Below are 19,485 nucleotides of genomic sequence, written 5' to 3'. Positions count from 1 at the left end.
GGTCATGCTCTTCCAGATTCGTGTGCGCACCGGCCTTCGTGCGATCGGGCTCGGCGTGTGCGCGACCGGTCTCGGGTTGCTGAACGTGCCGGTGCTCGCCCTGTGGTTGATCGGGCTGGTCCTCAGCCCGATGCCCGTGCTCGGCGCCGACCTGCTCCACGTGACCACCGTGGTCGTCCGGTGGCGGGCCGACCTCGAGCGGCGCCTCGGCGAGCTGGCCGGGGTGCCCATCCGCCGGCCGTACCTGCCCTCGCCCGACCGGGCCGAGCAGGGTAGCCGCCGATGGGTGCGATGGATCATCACCGACCCCGCGACCTGGCGTGACATGTCCTGGCTGCTGCCGGGCGCCCTGGTCAGTGTGGTGCTCGGCCTGATCACGATGGCGATTCCGGCGTATGGTCTGGCCGGCGTCCTCCTGATCCCGCTGTGGCTGTTCCTGGGCGACGTGTGGTTCGGGTACGGCTTGTTCTGGCCGGTCGCGAACGTGGCCGAGGCCTGGCTGGCCTTCCCGCAGGGGCTGATCGTCATCGCGGGCGGGCTCGTCGTGGCCCCGCTGCTGCGCCGGGTCGATGTGCTGTTCGCCCGGCTGTTCCTCGCACCGACCTCGGCCGCCGAGCTGCGGCTGCGGGTCGCCCACCTGACCACCACCCGAAGCGACACGATCGACGCGCAGAGCGCCGAACTGCTCCGCATCGAGCGCGACCTGCACGACGGCGCCCAGGCCCGGATGGTTTCGGTCGGCATGACGATCGGGCTGGCCGAACGGCTCGTCCGGCGCGATCCGGACGCGGCGCTCAAGCTGCTGGCCGAGGCGCGCGCGTCCAGCACGGCCGCCCTCGTCGACCTGCGCCACCTGGTGCAGGGAATACATCCGCCGGTGCTCGCCGAGCGGGGCCTGGAGGGCGCCGTCCAGGCGGTCGCGCTGCACATGCCGGTGCCCATCGAGGTGACGTCGCAGCTGCCGGGCCGGCTCGAGACGCCGATCGAATCGGCCGTCTACTTCGCCGTCGCCGAGGCTCTGACCAACATGGCCCGGCACAGCCGGGCCCACTCGGCCTGGGTGCGCATCCGTCACGTCGAGGGGCTGCTCGCGGTCGATGTCGGCGACGACGGTGTCGGCGGCGCCGACGCTGCCCGCGGCACGGGTCTGCGCGGTGTCGCGCGTCGCCTCAACGCCTTCGATGGCACGATGACGATCTCTTCGCCGCCGGACGGCCCGACCGTCGTGACCATGGAGGTGCCGTGCGCGTTGTCATCGCCGAAGATCTGACATTGCTGCGCGACGGGCTGACCCGCCTGCTCGAGGCGTTCGACTTCGAGGTCGTCGCCGCCGTCGACAACGGGCCCGCCCTGCTCCCGGCCCTGCTGCGCGAGCGCCCGGACGTGGCCATCATCGACGTGCGGCTGCCGCCCACGCACACCGACGAGGGGCTCAAGGCCGCCATCGCCGCCCGTACCGCGATTCCCGGTCTTCCGGTGCTGGTGCTCTCGCAGCACGTCGAGTCGCTCTACGCCCGGGAACTGCTGACCGACAGCGGCGGGGGAGTGGGCTACCTGCTCAAGGAACGGGTCTCCGACGTCGAGCAGTTCGTCCAGGCGGTGCAGCAGGTGGCCGCGGGCGGAACGGCCCTCGACCCCGAGGTCGTCACCCAGTTGCTGGGCCGCCGGGAACGGCTCGCCGGCCTGACCCCGCGGGAGCAGGACGTTCTCAAGCACATCGCCGAGGGTCGTTCCAACGCGGCCATCGCGGGCCGGCTGTTCATCACCGAGAAGGTGGTCAGCAAGTACATCAACAACATCTTCACCAAGCTCGGCCTGCCCCCGTCGGACGACGACAACCGGCGGGTCCTGGCCGTCCTCAGATACCTCGGCGGCTGAGCCGTCCACCCTGGTGCGAGGCCTACTTCGTGCGAGGCCTACCTGGTGCGAGGCGGTTCCGTGGGCGCCGCGACGGCGAAGGGGTGACGCATCGTCCGCATGGTGCTGTCGTCGCGGTCCGATGCCTGGGTGGCGGGCGGCTTCCGCTCCGCCGAGGGCGGTGCGAGGAACGTCGCGGTGTGATCGTGAGCCGGGGCGCTCTGCGGCGCGGCGGCGGCCGACTGTCGATCGTGGCTGAACCCGCCGGGGACCGATGCGGGCCGGGCGGCGGGGGTGTTCGGTGACGGGGCTGTCACTATCGGGCAGTGCCTTCCTGGAAAGGCGCGTCGTTAAGAAGGCACGGGCCGTGGGCACGGCCATCACGAAAACGAACCTGAGGAAAAATGAACAATGAGAATTTGCTGCACGGCGGCCCGCTGAACCAGTCGGGCCGCCGCGGTGAAGCATCGATCAGATTACGCGGATATTCGAGGCCTGGGGGCCTTTGGCGCCCTGAGTGATGTCAAACTCCACTCGCTGGTTCTCGTCGAGGCTGCGGAATCCGCTGGCCGAGATCGCCGAGAAATGGGCGAAGACGTCGGCGCCGCCGTCGTCCTGGCTGATGAAGCCGAAGCCCTTGTCGCCGTTGAACCACTTCACAGTGCCTGTAGTCAAGTCTGCTCCCAGCAGGGGTGTCGGGTGCCGCTTGGTGCGGAACCGCACGCCGTCGCCTTGATCACCCCGCGTCGAAACCGACGCGGAAAACGAAAAAGCGCCTGGACGGGTTTCAGATAACCCATCAGGCGCCGAGAACGTCCAAGGAAATCAAAACTGCAACTGTGCCACCGTAACACAGAATTCTGCGAGCCCTTCTCTGACGCGCTCTCGTTATTTTGACCGGCCGGTCGGCCGCGTAGAGTGGAGGGTCGGCCCTCCTGCGGAGCCTGCCCAGGCTGAACAGCGCAGCAGCGTCCCGTCGGCAAATCCCCCGATTCGCGGTCACCGGTCAGCCACTTCGACGTAGCGGCGGCGGACGAGTGGTCCTGCCCGAGCACCACCGACACCACAGGAGAACCTGCATGATCTCGAACAACACGCTCACCGCGCCCACGGCGCGCCAACCCGTCAAGACCCTTCGCGAGAAGGCGGCCACCAGCTTCAACGCCGCGCTCGCCGCGGTTCTGGTCGCCGGGCTCGAGGAGGCGCTCGCCGCGGGCGACCACCCGCGTGCCATCAATCTGATCAACCGGGGCTTCGCCGAGGGAAGTCCGCAGCTGGGCTGCGACCTTCTCTGCCGGGCCATGGCGGTCGTCGGCACCGCCCGGACGTGGACCGTGCAGCTCGCACCGTTGACCAAGGTTGAAACACGCTCCGCCCCGTAGGCGACTACTGCCGGTTGCGCCGCTCCGCCCTCGTGCCGCCGACCGGGACAGCGCGTACAGTGACCTTGCTCCGGCGTTTCGCACGCCCCTCACCGCACCCTCGGGAGCACCATGCCTCTGACACCAGCCGACATTCACAACCGGGAGTTCGGGAAGTCGTCGCTGGGCCGGCGTGGCTACGACGAGGAAGAGGTCGACTCGCTTCTCGACGACGTCACCCGTGAGATGATCAGGCTGCTGGAGGAGAACGACGCCCTGCGCGGCCGGCTCGACGCCGCACCGCCGCCCCGCCGGCCGGACATGTCCGGCCGAGCCGTCGCCGAAGAGTTGTCCGCGGTGACCGCCGCTCTCGACCGGGCGCACCGCGGGTACGAACAGGCCGAGCATCGGGCCCGGCTCGCGCGGCGTCAGCTCGACGAAGCCTACCGATCCGTCGCCGCCGCCCCGCCGGTTGTCGACGAAGAGGCGCCCTCGGAAATGGTGCTGGGAATGGCGCAGCGGACAGCCGACAACTACTTGCGCGAGGCTCACGAGAAGTCCCGCGTGTTGCTCGCCGAAGCGCGCGAGCAGGCCGAACGCGCGCAGGACGAAGCGCGGCGGCTGGCCGACGACATCGATCTGAAGGCCCACCGCCAGCATGACGAGGCGGCGGCCCAGCTGGTGACCAGGCGCAACGACCTCCTGCAGGAGATGGAAGAGCTCACGCGATTCGCCGCGGATTACCATGCCGCTCTGGAACGCCACCTGCACCGGCAGGGCCAGCTCATCGACGGCACCGCCGAATCGTAAAGCTCGGCACGGCGGCCGGCCCGGCCGTCCGGTTCGCACGGGTTCCGGCCGAGTCGTCGCACAGCTGATGACTCAACCGTCGCGCGGGCGGAGGGCCACGAGAAGGTCGTCGATCCGGTCGACGATCGCGCCGATCTGATCGTCGTCGGGGCGGCCCGCGAGGGGGCACTCGATGGCGGCGCGATACAGCGCGATGCTGCGGTTGAGCTGCTCGGCCTCCTGGCTCAGGCGGAGCTGGCCGGCCGAGTGCCGGCGGCGCCCGAGCAGGACGGCGCCGATGGCGACCCAGCCGAACAGATGCAGGCACAGCCACACGATCGGCGACCGCAGGGCCTCGGCCCCGGTGACCTTCGCCGCCACGGCGAGCGGAACGAGCAGGTGCAGCAGGGCGCCGGCGCCCACGATCGGGCCGAGCGCGGCGAACCGGCGGGCTGAACGCCGCATGTGCGTCTCCTCAGGATCGATTTCGGGGAGCCGTCCTCACGATGCGGCCGGTCCGGCACGGGCCGAGCACCAACCGGGCACGGGGTGGGCACGGGCCCGGCCGGTCGCGACAATGCAGCGGTGACAGTCAGCGCTCCGGTGAGGTTCGGCATCCTGGGTCCGGCCCTGGCGCGGTCCGCCGACGGCCGGATCGTGCCGATCGGGGGCCCGCGTCTGCGCGCGCTGTTCGCCCTGCTGCTCGCCCACGCCGGTCAGGCCGTCCCGGTCGAGCGGCTCATCGACGGCGTGTACGGGGACCAGCCGCCGGACGGCGCCGTCAACGCCCTGCGCTCGCAGGTGGCCCGGCTGCGCGGGCTCGTCGGCGACGCCGTGTCGTCGGACCCGGCCGGCTACCGCTACGCGGGCGACCCCGACGACGTCGACGTTCACCGGTTCGAGCGGCTGGCCCGGGCCGGACGCGCCGCTCTGGACTCCGGCGAGAGTGCCCGGGCAGCGGCCGTGCTCCGCGAGGCGCTGGGTCTGTGGCGTGGGCCCGCCCTGGCCGATGTCGGTCCGGCGTCGTTCGCGGGGCCGCTCACCGTCCGGTTGGAGGAGCTCCGGATGGCCGCGCTGGCGGACCGCATCGAGGCCGATCTGCGGTGCGGTGACGCCGGGCAACTCGTGCCCGAGCTGCTCGAGCTGGTGGCCGCCCATCCACTGCGCGAGCGGCTGCACGCCCAGCTCGTCAGCGCGCTGGCCCGGGCCGGACGTCCGGCCGAGGCGCTGGCCGCCTACGCCGACGCGCGGCGGATCCTGGCCGACGAACTGGGCGCCGACCCGTCGCCCGCCCTCACCGCCGCCTACCTGGATGTGCTGCGCGGGCAGACAGCGGATGCCCCCGCCGGCCCGCCCCCGAAGGGAGCCCCGAGGACGTTGCCGGCGACCGTCGCCGACTTCACCGGCCGCGACGCCGACCTGACCGCGATCCGGCGCGCTTTGGGCGGGCAGCCCGCCGGCGGCCGGCTGGCCGTCCCGATCGTCGCGATCGCGGGCCGGGCCGGGATGGGCAAGACGACGCTCGCCGTGCACGCCGCGCACGGTTTGACCGACCGGTTTCCCGACGGTCAGCTCTTCGCCGGGCTGCACGCCGGCGGTCCGCGCCCGGTCGACGCGGGGGCGATTCTCGAGCGCTTCCTGCGCATGCTCGGTGTGCACGGCAGCGACATCCCGGGCGCCGTCGACGACCGGGCGGCGCTGTTCCGCAGCCTGCTGGCCGACCGCCGGGTGCTGATCGTGCTCGACGACGTCGGCAGCGAGCAGGACGTGCTGCCGCTGTTGCCGGGCAGCACGTCGTGCGCGGTCCTGGTCACCAGCCGGCGCCGGTTGGCCGGGCTGGCCGCGGCCACCGTGCTCGAGCTGGGCCGGTTCTCCCCGGAGCAGTCGCTCGAGCTGCTGGGCCGGGTGGTCGGCGGCGACCGGGTCGGTCAGGAGGCCGCCGTCGCCCGCACCCTGGCCGAACAGTGCGGGTACCTGCCTCTGGCGCTGCGTATCGCCGGGGCCCGGCTGGCGTTGCGTCCGCACTGGACCGTACGGCAGATGGCTGTGCGACTGGTGGACGAGGAACGCCGGCTGGACGAGCTCGTTCACGGTGGGATGGCGATCGGGGCCAGCATCAGCCTCAACCACGACGCGCTCAGCGCGCCCGCCCGCCGGTTGTTCCGGCTGCTGGCTGTCCTGGACGCGCACGTCTACTCCGGCTGGACGGCGGCGGCCCTGCTCGGCGCCTCGCTCGACTCGGCCCAGGAGACGCTGGACGAGCTGGTCGACGCGCAACTCGTCCAGCCGATCCTGCCCGGTCACGGCCTCCTCACCCAGTACCGCTTCCACGACCTGGTCCGGGGTTTCGCCCGGCAGCGGCTGGCCGCCGACGAGTCGCCGGGCGAGGCCGAGGCCGCTCTGGTCCGCATGCTGGACGCCGTGCTCGCGCTGACCCGCGCCGCCACCGGGCCGCAGATGGCGGGCGAGGTGTTGTCCGACCAGGGCCGCACCCTGGCCTGGTCGCCGCCGCCGGTGCTGCTGGAGGCCGTGACCGCGGATCCGACGGCCTGGCTGGAACAGGAGCGTACGGGCATCGTCGCCGCGGTCCACCAGGCGTCGCGGGCGGGGCTGTCCGAGCGGTGTCATGGCCTGGCCGAGGCTGTCCAGCCGTTCCTGAGCCTGCGCGCCTACCGCGACGACGCCCGGTCCGTGCTGACCGTCGCGCTCGAGACCGCCCGGCGGGCCGGCGACCGGCGGGGTGAGGCCGTGATGCTGTTCAGCCTGCGGATGGATGTGGCCGACGTGCACGACCAGGACGCCGCCCTGCGCGACCTCACGCGGGCCGAGACCCTCTTCCGGCAGCTCGACGATCAGCCGGGAGTTGCCGTCGCGCTGCGGGCGCAGGCCTTCGTGGCGTACCGGTACGGACGGACCGCCACGGCCGTGCGCTTGTTCTCGTCGGCCCTGGAGATGGCGCGGGCGCTCGGCCACGACGGCGAGGCCGCGTACATCCTGCAGATTCTGGCCGCGATCCAGCTGCTGCACGGGGAGGCAGGCACCGCGCTGGTGCTGCTGGCAGAGGCGCTCGACGCCGCGCGGGCGAGCAACAAGCCCAGGGTGCTGGCCCAGGTGCTGTACCGGACCGGTCAGGCCCACCGGGAAGCCGGTGACCGCGAATCGGCCGCCGGCGTGCTCCGGGACGCCCTCGCTGTGGCGCGCGCGACCGGCGATGCCTCCGGTGAGGCCCACATCCTGGTCGAGCAGGTCCGGGCCGAGCTGTGGCCGGAGGCGCCGGAGGCCGCGGCCTCGTTGCTGGCGGCGGCCCGGGAGCGGGCGGTAGCTGCCCGTGACGCGCTCGCCGAGGGTCATGTGCTGAGCGCCTCGGCCGAGCTGGCCGGCGCCGGGCACGACCATGCGGGGGCGGCCCGGCTCCTCGGGGAGGCCGCCGCCAAGTTCAGGTCGGTCGGCAGCCTGGTGTACGAGGCCCGGGCCCTCGTCGCGCTGGGCGACGCGCAGCAGGCCGGCGGCGATCAGGAGGCGGCCGCCACCACCCGGGCTCAGGCTGCGGTTCTCATCGACCGGACCGAACCCGCCATCGCCGTACGCCTGCGGAGCGGCCCGGACCGGCGATGAGGTCGCCTCAGGCGGCGGCGTTCAGCAGGTCCAGCGCGGAATGCTGGCAGGCGTGGGCGCTGGGGACGAAGGGGCCGGCCCAGTGGATGCCGTACTCGTCGAGGCTGTTGCGGTTGTGGGTGAAGGCCGACGTGGCCTGTCGCTGCAGGTACCCGTCGTACACCCCGCCCAGCGCGTCGTTGAGAACGCCCAGCCCGCGCGCGTACTCGCCCTTCCACGACGGCTGGTCGCCCTGGCAGCTCTCGCCCTCGCCCGGTTCCCGCAGGATGCCGCCGCTGTTCAGGGCCGAGTGTGTGGTCGAGGCGTCACCGATGCGCCGGGCCGTGGCGAGCGCGGCGGCGTCGCCGGTGGCCCGGTTCAGCTGCACCAGCGCGTTCATCAGCACGCCGGAGTTGTAGGTGAGCGGCCCGCTGGCGCCACGACAGGTCTCGAGGCTGATCCGGTCGATCACGATGTTGGCCGTGGTCAGCATGCCGGTGCCCGCGAACCAGGACCAGCCGGTGCGGGCCCGGTCGCGGTAGACGGCGTCACCGGCCAGGCGCTGCGCCAGTTCGGCGTTGAGCTGGATGTACAGGCTGTTGGCGATGGCCACCTTGCTGCTGCGGTCGGTCTTCCACCAGACGCCCCCGCCGCAGGTGTTGTCCCAGTAGGCGTGCATGTGGTCGGCGTCGGCGCGGGCCGTGCTGAGGTAACGGCTGTCGCCGGTCAGGTCGTAGGCGGCCACCCAGGCCAGCCCCCACCAGCCCGTGTCGTCCAGGTACTCGTTGCGGAACTGCCCCTGGCGGCTGGTGATCTGCTTGTCGTACGTGGTGGCGATCGCGTACCGGTAGCTGTCCATGCCCGAGACGCGGATGTTGCCGATCAGGGCGGTCAGCGCGTTGGCGCTGGTCCACCAGGCGTTGCCGTCGAACAGGCCGGTGTTCTGGTCGTAGCGCATCATGAGCGCGGTGGCCGCCGCCCGGCTGCGGTCGGCCGCGTTCCACGTGCTGCGGGCCCACGCGGTGCAGGCGACCTCGGGCCGGTCGCCGGCCTTGCCGCACGCCCGCAGCGCGCCGACGCCCCGGTTCACCCAGTCGTCGACGTTGACCATCGTGGTGCGGGTCAGGGTGGCGCCGGACGGCACGGCGGTGACCCCCAGCCGGCTGCCGGAGGACCAGCCGCGGCCGCCGTCGAACGACCGGTCCAGCCACACCTCGTCACCGGCCCGGCCGCCGGACAGCGAGGCCCATCCCATCGAGTTGGGGTCGTCGACGTGCAAGGCGAAGGTGCGCCCGTACAGGGTGCTGCTCACCGGCGTGCGGTCGCCACCGGCCAGGGCGGCGTCGCGGCCGTCGCAGTAGCGGTTGCAGACGGTGGCCGCGGCTGCCGGGCTCGCACCCGCCACCACGAGCACCCCGGCCGTGACGGCCGCGGCCGCTCCCGTGGCCACCATTGTGCTCCAGCGCACCGACATGACTCACCCCTGACGCTCAGGTGTTGCTGACACCGTGCGTCAGGATTGTGCACCGCCGCACGGCTTCCGGAGGTGCGGCGGCGCATCTATTTACATCAATCTATAAAGAACCCGTGCTGATGAGCTGGAGCAGCTCGCCGGTCACCTCGGCCGGGCGCTCGATGTGGGGCGAGTGGCCGCAGTTCTCGTAGACGACCTCGCGGAAACGGCCGCCGTTCGCCGCGTACCGCTGCAGCACCGCCCGGGTCTGCCCGACCATCGGCTGCGGCGGGCAGGCGTCGTCGCCGGGCCAGCCCGGCACCGCGCCGATCGAGCCCAGATAGGCCAGGTCGAACAAGGACGTGTCGGAGACGATGGCGTCCCGGTCACCGCGGACCCACACGATCGGCGGCTTCGAGCCCGCGCCGACGAGGGCCTCGGCCACGTTGAAGTGGTTGGGCGCCATGGTGTTGAGCACGCCCCGGTCGCCCGGCCCCATCCCGGGCCAGCTCGGCGCGGCCTTGGCGTCGCCGGGGTAGTTGTCGTCGCCGATCGCGGTGCTCAGCACGGTGTCGAGCAGCAGCTCCTCGTCCGCGCCGAGGGACGCCGGGTCGGCCACGTACGCCGATCGCAGCACCGACAGCGGGCTGGTCGGCGCGTCGGCGCTGCGGTCGCCGGCCTGGATGCGGGCGACGAAGTCCGGGTTGGCGGCGCCGCCCCCGGTGCCCGCGAAGTCGGCCGTGGTCGGGTTCCCGTCGAGGTCGCGGGTGCCGCCGAAGCCGTACGGGCTCACCGGCGCCGCCAGCAGCACGGCCGAGAACCGGCCCGGGTGGTCGGCCAGCAGGTGCATCGCCACGCCGGCGCCCATCGAGTGCGCGACCAGCACGACCGGGCCCTCCCGCGGGAACACGTCACGGTTGTCGAGCAGCGCGGCCACGTCGTCGGCGAAGTCGCGCAGACCCCGGGTCGCGTCGACCGGCGCGGTCTCGCTGCGGCCGTAGCCCCGTAGGTCCGGAGCGACGACGCGGACGCCGTCGGGCAGCCGCCGGACCAGCGGCGCCCAGAAGTCGGCGGACGAGCAGTTGCCGTGCACCAGCAGCACCGGCGTCCCGTCGGCCGGACCACCGGCGAGCACGTTCTGGGTGATGCCACGGGCCTGCACACGCATGTCACGGGTCTGCATCGGCTGATCCTGACACATCGGCGGGCTCCCATTCCGGCGCAGGAGCTAAATTCGGATCATGACGACGCGGGTGGTAGCGCTCGACCTGACCGGCCGGAAGGCTCTGGTCACCGGCGCCGGGGGCGGGATCGGGCTGGCCTGCGCCACGCGGCTGGCCGCGGCCGGGGCCGAGGTGCTGGTCGTGGACGTCGACGGTGACGCAGCCGGGGCAGCGGCGGCCGCAGTGGGTGGCCGCGCCGTGGTGGCTGATCTGTCCGATCCCTCGGTTGTCGAGACCCTCGAGGCCGACATCGACGTGCTGGTCAACAACGCCGGGCTGCAGTTCGTGGCGCCGCTGCCCGAGTTCCCGCCGGAGCGCTTCGCCTACCTGCAACGGGTCATGGTCGAGGCGCCGTTCCGGTTGGTACGCCGGGTGCTGCCGCACATGTACGACCGGGGCTGGGGCCGGGTCGTCAACATCTCGTCGGTGCACGGCCTGATCGCCTCGCCGTACAAGTCGGCCTATGTGACGGCCAAGCACGGTCTCGAGGGCCTCTCCAAGACCGTCGCGCTCGAGGGGGCCGGTCGTGGCGTCACGTCCAACTGCGTCAACCCGGCCTTCGTGCGCACCGCGCTGGTCGAGAAGCAGATCGCCGACCAGGCTGCGGCCCACGGCATCGGTGAGTCCGAGGTGATCGAGAAGATCATGCTCGACCGTACGGCGATCAAGCGGCTGATCACCCCGGCGGAGGTGGCCGAGCTGGTGGCGTACCTCTGCACTCCCGCGGCCGACCTGATCACCGGCGCCTCGATCGCGCTCGACGGTGGCTGGACGGCCCACTGATGGACGAGTTCGACGTCGATGTGGACGGCGGCCGGCTGCGGGTGTGCCGCTGGCCCGGCGACGGGCCGGTGGTGCTGGCCGCGCACGGCATCACCGCGAACGCGCTGTCCTTCGCGGCGCTCGCCGAGGCGCTCGCCGGCCGGGTCGAGCTGGTCGCCCCCGATCTGCGCGGGCGGGCCCGCAGCAGCGGGTTGCCCGGCCCGTACGGCATGGCCGCGCACGCCGCCGACCTGATCGCCGTGGCCGACCACCTCGGGTTGCAGCGCGTCGCGCTGGCCGGGCACTCGATGGGCGGCTTCGTGGTTGCCGCGACGGCCGCCGGCCACCCCGGCCGCGTCACTGGCGTGCTGCTGATCGACGGCGGCGTCGGGCTGACCGTGCCCCCGGCCGCCGACATCAACGAGGTGCTGCTGGCAGTCATCGGCCCGGCCATGCGGCGGCTGGACATGACGTTCGCCGACGAGCAGGCCTACCTGGACTTCTTCCGCGCGCACCCGGCCCTGCGCGACGGGTGGTCACCGGCGGTCGCGGCCTACGTCCGGCGCGACCTGGCCGGCACGCCCCCGCACCTGCGTTCGTCCTGTGCGATCGAGGCTGTCCGCGCCGACGCCACCGACACGCTGATCGACCGGGTGACGGTGGAGGCCGTACACCGTTTGCCCGCACCGGCCCGGCTGATGTGGGCCGAGCGGGGGCTGCAGAACGAGAAGCCGGGCCTGTACGACGAGAGCCGCCTCGCCGCAGCCGGCCTCGACCCGGCCCGGATCGCCGTCGAGCACGTGCCCGGCGTCAACCACTACTCCATCCTGTTCGACCCGCGCGCCGCCGCCGTGGTGGCCGACCGGCTGGTGGAGCTGGCCACCGGCCCGTAGAGCCGGCAAGCGGAATCAGGCTGAGCCGCGCAGCACCAGCCGGGTCGGCAGGATGATGGACGTACGGTCCTGGCCGGCGATCAGGGCGAGCAGCATCCGGGTCATCTCCTTGCCCAGGGCCTGGATCGACTGGTGGACCGTGGTCAGGGGCGGGTCGGTCCGCTCGGCGATCCCCAGATTGTCGAAGCCCACCACGGCCACGTCGCCCGGCACCGAGCGGCCGGCCTCGGTCAGCACCCGCAGGGCCCCGGCCGCCATGTTGTCGCTGGCGGTGAACACCGCGTCGAGGTCGGGGTGGCTGTCCAGCAGGACTCTCATCGCCGCGGCGCCGCCGGCCTCGGTGAAGTCGCCCTCGACCACGCCGTGCGGGGTCAGGCCGGCCATGACCATCGCCTCGCGGTAGCCCCGGTAGCGGGCGTCGCCGGCCTCGCTGCCCAGCACACCGCGGATGGTGGCGATGCGGGTGCGGCCCAGGCCGACGAGGTGCTCGGTGGCGAGCCGGGCCCCGCCGAGGTTGTCGGAGTCGACGTACCACTGCGGCTCGAAATGGGACGGCCGGCCGCCGTACACCGCGGGGAGCCCGGCCTGGCCCACGATGCGGTTCAGCGGGTCGTCCTCGCTCATGGCCATGAGCATGATGCCGTCGACACCGCGGGTGCGCAGCAGATTCGTGAGCCGCGACCGGCCCCGGCCCGAGCTGGCCAGGCACAGCAGCAGGTGCAGGTCGGTGTCCTCGAGCACCGAGGACACCCCGACGATGATCTGGGCGTAGAACGGGTCGGCGAACAGTTCGGGATCGTCGTGGGAGACGGCCAGGGCGACGATGCCCGTCTGCCGGGTGGCCAGGGCGCGGGCCGTGCGGTTCGGCAGGTAGCCCATCTCTTTGATGGCTCGCTCGACGGCCTCGCGGGTGGCCCGGCTGACGTGCGGGGCCTGGTTGATGACCCGCGACGCGGCCGATCGGGACACGCCGGCCCGCTCGGCCACCTCGTCCAGAGTGGGCTGCCGCCGCGGTGTCGCTGCTGCCATCTCGCTGCCGGGTCCTTTCCGTCCGCCGGCAACCCGGCGCGCAACGATGATATCGACCACCGGCGACGTGCTGTCCCGAGACTGGAAGCGGTCCCGGAGATGCCCGGAGATGGCGCGCGCCGGATTTCCCGCAGTTGATGCACGCTCTTGACTTTCTCTGCGGCGATGCCGAGCATTTATATCGACCTGCATGGATACCTAGAACCGGGAGCGCTTCCAGTATCTCGTACGAGCGTGACGGTCGACGGCCACCGACGTCCACCGCACACGCCTTCCCCCATGAGGAGACCCGCCGATGAAACGCCTGCTCCGTCCCCGCACGTTCGCCGCCGCGCTGGCCCTGGTGGTACCCGCCGTCCTGCTCGGCGCCCCGGCCGCCCACGCCGACCCCGTGAGCCAGACCAGCGGGTTCTACGTGAACCCCCAGTCCAGCCCGGCGGCGTGGGTGGCCGCCAACCCCAACGACGGCCGGGCCGGCGCCATCCGCAGTCAGATCGCGCAGCGGCCGATGGCCAGTTGGTTCGGCAACTGGAGCGGCGACATCTCCCGCGCGGTAGGCAGCTACGTCGGGGCCGCGGACGCGGTCGACAAGCTGCCCGTCCTGGTGGCCTACAACATCCCCGGCCGTGACGCCTGTGGTGGCCACTCGGGTGGGGGCGCCGGCAGCGTCGCCGCCTACGACTCGTGGATCGCCGCCTTCGCCTCGTCCATCGGCAACCGCCCCGCCGTGGTGGTGCTCGAGCCCGACTCGCTGGGCGACTTCAGCTGCATGAACCAGACACAGATCAACGACCGGGTGGGCATGCTCTCGCGCGCCGTCGGGCAGTTCCGTTCCAAGGCGCCCAACACCTGGGCGTACCTCGACGCGGGCAACCCGGGCTGGGTCGACGCCACCACGATGGCGCAGCGCCTCAACCAGGCCGGCGCGGCCAACGCCCGCGGCTTCGCGCTGAACGTGTCGAACTACTTCCCCACCGGCGACAACACCAACTACGGCAACCGGGTCGCGTCCGCCCTGCGCAACTACGGATACAGCAAGCCCTTCGTGATCGACACCAGCCGCAACGGCAACGGCTCCAACGGCGCCTGGTGCAACCCGGCCGGCCGCCGGATCGGGACGCCGACTCAGCTCGGCGGCGGCGCCGAGATGCTGCTCTGGCTCAAGACGCCGGGGGAGTCCGACGGCAACTGCGGCGTCGGCGCCGGGTCCAGCGCGGGACAGTTCCTGCCCGAGGTGGCCTACAAGCTGATCTACGGCTACTGAGGCCGGTCACGGGCGGCCGGAATCCCCCGCCGCCCGTGACGGCCGGCGCCGGCCGTGGCCCGCGCTGCTGGCCGCCCCCGTTCCTGGTGGCTCGGATCGGGGGCGGCCAGCGTCTGCCTTTGGTCGCTGTGCCCGTGTCCGTGGTGGCTCGGATCGGGGGCGGCCCGCGTCTGGTCCTGGTCGCTGTGGCCTTGTTCGTGGTGGCTCGACGGGGGTCGCCGGCCTCTGCCCTTGTTCGTGGTGGCTCGGATCGAGGGCGGCCAGGGTCCGCTCAAGTCCGGTCGTCTCTTTCCCGGTGGTCTGCTCCGGCGGCTCGCTAGGGGCGGGCGGCGTCGGGGCAGCGTGGCTGCCGGTGTGCCGGAACTTGGCGCCGGCGGTCCGGTGGCGCCCTCACCAGGCGGTCAGCACGAGGTGGTTGACCAGCAGCGCGGTGCCGGCCTGCGCCACCAGCCAGAACCGGCGGTCGGGGCGGGGCAGCAGGGCAGCCGCGGCCGGCAGCCACACGGCGAACGGGAGCCAGATGCGCTCCACCTCGGCCTTGCTCAGCCCGGACAGGTCGGCGGCCAGAGCGGCGGCCGCCCACGCCACAGCCAGCGCGGCCACCGGGGAGCGGGGGATCCGGACCGCAGCCCGGCGCAGGATCGCGGCCGTGGCCGGTCCGGCGCACAGGGCCAGGGCGGCCAGATTCGCCCAGACCCAGTAGGCGTACGGGCGGGCGCTGGCCAACCCCTGGTAATAGCGCACCCGCACCAGGTCGTAACCCTCCCACCACCGGAAGCCGAGCAACGTCATCACCGCCACCACCGCGACGGCGCCCACGGCGGCCCCGAGAACGGGCCAGACAATGCTGCGGCCAAGATCGGATCGGGCTGACGCGATCGTCCGCCCGGACGGTGCTGATGTGATCGTCCGCCCCGACGGGCCTGACGCGATCGTCGGGCCGGACGCCGTGCGGATCCGGCGCCTGTGGTTCAGGGCGATGAGTGCGGCTGCGGGCAGGGCGAGCAGCACCAGGCCGTACGAGAGATAGACGCAGGCCGCCAGACCGGCGCCACCCGCCACGGACGCCACTCGGGACGGCCGGGACAGGCCCACGGCGAACAGCGCGAACGCGCCGGCCGCGGCCCCGGCGAACAGCCCGTCGGCCGACGCGCCCATCCAGACGGCGCCGGGGAAGAGCACGAGGAACGGCGCCGCGATCCGTGCCGCCCGTTCCTCGCCCAGCGTCCGCAGCGTGATCGCGATCGCCACGGTGGCCAGGCTTCCGGCCAGGATGCAGACGACCGCAGCCCATCCGCCGCCGCTCAGCCCCAGCCGGTCGAGGCCGACGAACACCAGCAGCGCGCCCGGGGGATGCCCGGCCACATGGGTGGTCCACGGATCGGGGCCGCCCTCGACGATGCGGTCGGCGAACCCGCGCAGCATGGCCCCGGTGTCAGTGACGCCGGGGACCTCGGCGAGGTACTCGTATTCTGTGGTCAGCCGGCCGGCCAGGCCGCGCTGCCAGCCGTCGACCAGCGCGAGCGCGAAGGTCCAGGCCACCGAGGCGGCCCAGGTGACGGCCAGCATCCGCCGCCAGGTCAGGCGCTCGGCCAGGCCGGGCCCCCAGCGGATCACGGCCAGGGCGAGCGCCACGGCGGCGGGGGTGCCAAGCCCGACGTGCGGGATCACGTGTCCGAAGAGGGGAGCGGCCGGGGCGTGCACCGGTCGCCCGGCCCAGCCCAGCAGGGCACCGGCCAGCACCGCTGCACCGACCAGGGCGACGACCGCGCCCAGAGCCCACCGGTCACCCGACGACGAGGGCCCGCGCCGCAGCCGCCGGACGGCACCCAGATCGAACCGCGCTACAGTGCGCACCTTGAGCCGTGCGGCGGCGCGCACGTTGAACCATGCGGTGGCGCCCATGTCCGGCCGGACGGTGGCGCCGTTGGTCAGAGGGGCAGGGGCGGGCTCGTCCGGCCGGGCGGCGGTGGGCATGTCAGCCGCGTAGTGGCGCGGACGCGAACTCCCGCAGACCGGTGGCTGGGGCCACCGTTGCCCGGAAGCCGAGTTCAGCCGCCGCGCGGTCCGGGGCGGCCACCACGTGGCGGACGTCGCCGAGACGGAAGCGGCCGGTCACCTGGGGCGCGGGCCCGCCGAAGGCGTCCGCGAGCGCGCCGGCCATCGCGCCCACGGTGGTGGGACGGCCGGAGGCGACGTTGTACGCCCGGAAACCCGGCCCGGCGTCTAGGGCCGCCACGTTGGCCGCCGCGACGTCGCCGACGTGGACGAAGTCCCTCAGCTGGCCGCCGTCCTCGTACACCTGCGGGGCCTGACCCTGTTCCAGGGCCGACCGGAAGAGCGCCGCCACCCCGCTGTACAGGGTGTCCCGGGGCATCCCCGGCCCGTACACGTTGTGGTAGCGCAGGGCGGCCACCGCGGCGCCGTGCTCACGGGCCCAGACCGCGCACAGATGCTCCTGGGCCACCTTGGTCGCGGCGTACACGCTGCGCGGGTCCACCGGCGAATCCTCGTCCACCAGCTCGGAGGTCAGCGCGTCGCCGCACCGTGGGCAGGGCGGCTCGAACCGGCCCCCGGTCAGGTCGGCCGGATCCCGGGGCGCCGGCCGCACGGAGCCGTGCCGCCCGCAGCGGTACGCGCCCTCGCCGTAGACCACCATGGAACTGGCCAGCACCAACCGCCGGATTCCCGACGCGGCCATCGCGGTCAGCAGCACCGCCGTGCCGAGGTCGTTGCAGCCGACGTACTCGGGCATGTCGTCGGGACCAGCGCCGAGCCCCACCAGGGCGGCCTGGTGCACCACCGCGTCCACGCCCCGCAGCGCGCCCTGGACGGCGGCCCGGTCGCGCAGGTCGGCCCGATGCAGCAGGGCGACCCCGGTGGGAACCTTCGGCGGTGTGCTGTGCGCGGCCGGGTGAAAGGAGTCCAGGACGGACACGTCGTAGCCCGCGCCGAGCAGAGCTGTGGTGACGGCCGAGCCGATGAAGCCGGCGCCGCCGGTCACGAGAATGTGGGTCACGCCAGCGACCGTAGGGCCCGTCCGGGGGTCGCGGCACTGCCGGCGACGGATCCGTCAGCGGTTCGTAAGGACTGGTCACGGCGTTCGCATTCCGTAAGATCCAGCCGCCCGGATCGCGGCTAACTTCCAGCTCATGACCGATGTGGTGTTGCCCTGCCTGAACGAGGCCGCGGCCCTGGGGTGGCTGCTGGACCGGATGCCGGCCGGCTATCGGCCGATCCTGGCCGACAACGGCTCCACCGACGGCTCGCGCGAGGTCGCCCGCCGGCACGGGGCCCGGGTGATCGAGGTGCCCCAGCGGGGCTACGGGGCCGCCGTGCACGCCGGGATCCTCGCCGCCGACCCGGACGACGGCGTGGTGTGCGTGCTCGACGCTGACGGCTCGTTCGACCCGGCTGAGCTTCCCCGGCTGGCCGGCCCGGTGCGCGACGGCGACGCCGACCTGGTGTGCGGGCGCCGCCGGCCGACCGGCATACGGGCCTGGCCCGTGCACGCCCGCGCCGGCAACGCGGTCGTCGCCCGCCGCGTCCGCCGGGCCACCGGCCTGCCCGTGCACGACATCGCCCCGATGCGGGCGGCCCGGCACGACGCGCTGCTCGCCCTGGACCTGCGGGACCGCCGCTTCGGCTACCCCCTCGAACTGCTGCTCGCCGCGGCCGGGGCCGGCTGGCGGGTCCGCGAGCTCGACGTCACCTACCGCCCCCGGGCCGCCGGGACCCGCTCGAAGGTGACCGGCACCGTGCGGGGCACCGTGCGGGCGATCCAGGACATGCGGGCGGTGCTGGCCCGATGATCCAGGTGCTCGTGATGGCCAAGGCCCCGGTGCCGGGACGGGTGAAGACCCGGCTCTGCCCGCCGTGCACCCCGGAGGAGGCGGCAGCGATCGCCGACGCCGCGCTGGCCGACACGCTGGCCACCGTCGGTCGCGTTCCGCTGGTGCGGCGGACGCTCGTGCTGGACGGCTCCTTTCCCGTGCCGCGAGGGTGGTCCTCGGTGCCGCAGCGCGGCGCCGGGCTGGGGGAGCGGCTGGCGCACGCGTTCGCCGACACCAGCCTGCCCGGCGTGCCGGCGCTGTTGATCGGGATGGATACCCCGCAGCTGACCGAGAGCCTGGTGCGGCAGGCGGCCGAGGCGCTGGCCGGCGCCCGGGCGGTGCTCGGCCCGGCCCGGGACGGCGGGTGGTGGGCGCTCGGACTGCACGCCGCGGACGACGCCGGCGTGCTGCCGGGGGTGCCGATGTCCACGCCGGACACCGGGGCGCTGACGCTCGCCGCTCTGCGTGGTCGCGGCCTCCGGCCCGCGGTGCTGCCGTCCCTGCGCGACGTCGACACCGCCGCCGACGCGGTCGAGGTGGCCGCGCTCTGCCCCGCCGCCGGCCGCTTCCCGCACGCCGTCGCGCGTTTCCTGCCTGTCGCGACCACCGGAGCCCCGTCGTGAACGCTGTCCCTTGTCTCCGGCCCGCCGTGAGGGCCGTGAGCGCCGTCGCGTTCTCCTGGTTCGGCGCGCTCGCCGGGGCGGGGTCGTGAACGCCACGAATCTGGCCTGCCCGCCGGGGGAGCAGGCTGCCCTCGACCTGTACGACCGGGTCCTGACCCGGGCTGCCACCGGCGCGGACGGCACGCTCGTTCTGCGGGACCCGAGCGGGCGCGAGTACCGGGTCGACGCCACGAGCTGGTGCCGCCCGCACCGGCCCGGCGACGGCGGTCTGCTCGACCGGTGCCGCGGCGCGACCCTGGATGTCGGGTGCGGTCCGGGCCGGCTCGCCGGGGCGCTGCTGGAGCGCGGACGACCGGCCCTGGGCATCGATGTCAGCCCGACGGCCGTCCGGCTCGCCCGCCTGCGTGGCGCCCTCGCCCTGTGCCGGGACGCCTTCGCGCCGGTGCCGGGGCAGGGGCGGTGGGAGCACCTGCTGCTGGCCGACGGCAACATCGGCATCGGCGGCGACCCGGCCGCCCTGTTGCGCCGGTGCCGCACCTTGCTCGCGCCGAACGGCCGGCTGCACGTCGAGCTCGAGCCGCCCGGCACCCGCAGCTGGAGCGGCCGGGCCACCCTGCACGACGGCGACGGCGACGGCGGCGACGGCGACGGCGGCGGCGGTGCTCCGATGCGCTGGGCCCAGGTGGCCGCCGACGACCTCGCGCCCCTGGCCGGCACGGCCGGACTGTTCATCCGGACGACCTGGACGGAGGAGGACCGATGGTTCGCGACCTTGGCCCCGGTCTGAGGCGGATCCCGGAGCCC

18 protein-coding genes are annotated in these 19,485 nt (G+C 73.3%); 11 read left to right on the top strand and 7 right to left on the bottom strand.

The features are described from left to right. Window positions 1–4 precede the first annotated feature (4 nt). Both LXN57_RS10020 and LXN57_RS10015 read left to right on the top strand, forming a co-directional pair. Entirely contained in the window at window positions 5–1,270 is a 1,266-nt protein-coding gene (locus LXN57_RS10020; RefSeq protein WP_251797752.1) for a sensor histidine kinase, read from the top strand. Then, on the top strand, window positions 1,243–1,878 hold the full coding sequence (locus LXN57_RS10015) for a LuxR C-terminal-related transcriptional regulator (RefSeq protein ID WP_251797751.1): 636 nt from the start codon (window positions 1,243–1,245) through the stop codon (window positions 1,876–1,878). The genes LXN57_RS10020 and LXN57_RS10015 overlap by 28 nt, the downstream gene beginning before the upstream one ends. Window positions 1,879–2,328: 450 nt before the next feature. Here the strand turns inward: LXN57_RS10015 and LXN57_RS10010 are convergent, their stop codons facing one another. Then, window positions 2,329–2,532 (bottom strand): cold-shock protein, encoded by a 204-nt coding sequence (locus tag LXN57_RS10010; protein ID WP_221379233.1) that lies wholly within the window; start codon window positions 2,530–2,532, stop codon window positions 2,329–2,331. 404 nt (window positions 2,533–2,936) lie between these two features. Between LXN57_RS10010 and LXN57_RS10005 the strand changes: the two genes are divergently transcribed. Both LXN57_RS10005 and LXN57_RS10000 read left to right on the top strand, forming a co-directional pair. Then, a complete protein-coding gene (locus LXN57_RS10005) occupies window positions 2,937–3,239 on the top strand; it encodes a hypothetical protein (protein WP_221379234.1) in 303 nt (100 codons plus the stop codon). Between the two features lie 111 nt (window positions 3,240–3,350). Further along, window positions 3,351–4,028, top strand: coding sequence for a DivIVA domain-containing protein (locus LXN57_RS10000; protein ID WP_251797750.1), 678 nt, complete (start codon window positions 3,351–3,353; stop codon window positions 4,026–4,028). Between the two features lie 72 nt (window positions 4,029–4,100). On the opposite strand, the gene LXN57_RS09995 is transcribed toward LXN57_RS10000, so the two are convergent. Continuing rightward, window positions 4,101–4,472 carry a hypothetical protein gene (locus LXN57_RS09995; RefSeq protein ID WP_251797749.1) on the bottom strand — a complete coding sequence of 124 codons (372 nt, stop codon included), beginning with the start codon at window positions 4,470–4,472 and terminating at the stop codon, window positions 4,101–4,103. A 120-nt stretch (window positions 4,473–4,592) separates the two neighbouring features. Here LXN57_RS09995 and LXN57_RS09990 point away from each other — a divergent pair, with 120 nt between their 5' ends. Further along, on the top strand, window positions 4,593–7,622 hold the full coding sequence (locus tag LXN57_RS09990) for an AfsR/SARP family transcriptional regulator (RefSeq protein ID WP_251797748.1): 3,030 nt from the start codon (window positions 4,593–4,595) through the stop codon (window positions 7,620–7,622). Between the two features lie 7 nt (window positions 7,623–7,629). Here LXN57_RS09990 and LXN57_RS09985 read toward each other — a convergent pair whose 3' ends face one another. Next, window positions 7,630–9,075, bottom strand: coding sequence for a glycoside hydrolase family 76 protein (locus tag LXN57_RS09985; protein WP_251797747.1), 1,446 nt, complete (start codon window positions 9,073–9,075; stop codon window positions 7,630–7,632). A gap of 100 nt (window positions 9,076–9,175) precedes the next feature. Then, window positions 9,176–10,237 carry an alpha/beta fold hydrolase gene (locus LXN57_RS09980; RefSeq protein ID WP_251797746.1) on the bottom strand — a complete coding sequence of 354 codons (1,062 nt, stop codon included), beginning with the start codon at window positions 10,235–10,237 and terminating at the stop codon, window positions 9,176–9,178. Window positions 10,238–10,295: 58 nt separating this feature from the next. Between LXN57_RS09980 and LXN57_RS09975 the strand changes: the two genes are divergently transcribed. Then, window positions 10,296–11,060, top strand: coding sequence for a 3-hydroxybutyrate dehydrogenase (locus tag LXN57_RS09975; RefSeq protein WP_251797745.1), 765 nt, complete (start codon window positions 10,296–10,298; stop codon window positions 11,058–11,060). After that, window positions 11,060–11,932, top strand: a complete 873-nt coding sequence (locus tag LXN57_RS09970) for an alpha/beta fold hydrolase (protein WP_251797744.1) — start codon at window positions 11,060–11,062, stop codon at window positions 11,930–11,932. The genes LXN57_RS09975 and LXN57_RS09970 overlap by 1 nt, the downstream gene beginning before the upstream one ends. Before the next feature lie 15 nt (window positions 11,933–11,947). Here LXN57_RS09970 and LXN57_RS09965 read toward each other — a convergent pair whose 3' ends face one another. After that, window positions 11,948–12,961: a LacI family DNA-binding transcriptional regulator gene (locus LXN57_RS09965; protein ID WP_251797743.1), complete on the bottom strand. Its 1,014-nt coding sequence runs from the start codon at window positions 12,959–12,961 to the stop codon at window positions 11,948–11,950. A gap of 295 nt (window positions 12,962–13,256) precedes the next feature. Here LXN57_RS09965 and LXN57_RS09960 point away from each other — a divergent pair, with 295 nt between their 5' ends. After that, window positions 13,257–14,225, top strand: a complete 969-nt coding sequence (locus LXN57_RS09960) for a glycoside hydrolase family 6 protein (protein WP_251797742.1) — start codon at window positions 13,257–13,259, stop codon at window positions 14,223–14,225. Window positions 14,226–14,615: 390 nt separating this feature from the next. Here the strand turns inward: LXN57_RS09960 and LXN57_RS09955 are convergent, their stop codons facing one another. Then, complete coding sequence (locus LXN57_RS09955; protein ID WP_251797741.1) at window positions 14,616–16,202, bottom strand: hypothetical protein; 1,587 nt, start codon at window positions 16,200–16,202, stop codon at window positions 14,616–14,618. Between the two features lies 1 nt (window position 16,203). Beyond that, the gene (locus LXN57_RS09950; RefSeq protein WP_251797740.1) at window positions 16,204–17,244 is read right to left on the bottom strand and encodes an NAD-dependent epimerase/dehydratase family protein; all 1,041 of its coding nucleotides are present in this window, start codon (window positions 17,242–17,244) and stop codon (window positions 16,204–16,206) included. A gap of 133 nt (window positions 17,245–17,377) precedes the next feature. Between LXN57_RS09950 and LXN57_RS09945 the strand changes: the two genes are divergently transcribed. The 3 genes from LXN57_RS09945 (at window position 17,378) to LXN57_RS09935 (ending at window position 19,468) form a co-directional block, all read left to right on the top strand. Beyond that, window positions 17,378–18,037 carry a glycosyltransferase family 2 protein gene (locus LXN57_RS09945; RefSeq protein WP_251797739.1) on the top strand — a complete coding sequence of 220 codons (660 nt, stop codon included), beginning with the start codon at window positions 17,378–17,380 and terminating at the stop codon, window positions 18,035–18,037. Next, on the top strand, window positions 18,034–18,681 hold the full coding sequence (locus tag LXN57_RS09940; protein ID WP_251797738.1) for a TIGR04282 family arsenosugar biosynthesis glycosyltransferase: 648 nt from the start codon (window positions 18,034–18,036) through the stop codon (window positions 18,679–18,681). Before LXN57_RS09945 ends, LXN57_RS09940 begins: the two co-directional genes overlap by 4 nt. A gap of 85 nt (window positions 18,682–18,766) precedes the next feature. After that, window positions 18,767–19,468, top strand: a complete 702-nt coding sequence (locus LXN57_RS09935; protein ID WP_251797737.1) for a class I SAM-dependent methyltransferase — start codon at window positions 18,767–18,769, stop codon at window positions 19,466–19,468. Window positions 19,469–19,485 lie beyond the last annotated feature (17 nt).

It is taken from the genome of Paractinoplanes hotanensis (assembly GCF_023717965.1).
Classification (GTDB): Bacteria; Actinomycetota; Actinomycetes; order Mycobacteriales; family Micromonosporaceae; genus Actinoplanes; species Actinoplanes polyasparticus.
The sequence above is the reverse complement of the archived record's forward strand: the minus strand, read 5'-3'. Positions and strand labels throughout refer to the sequence as shown.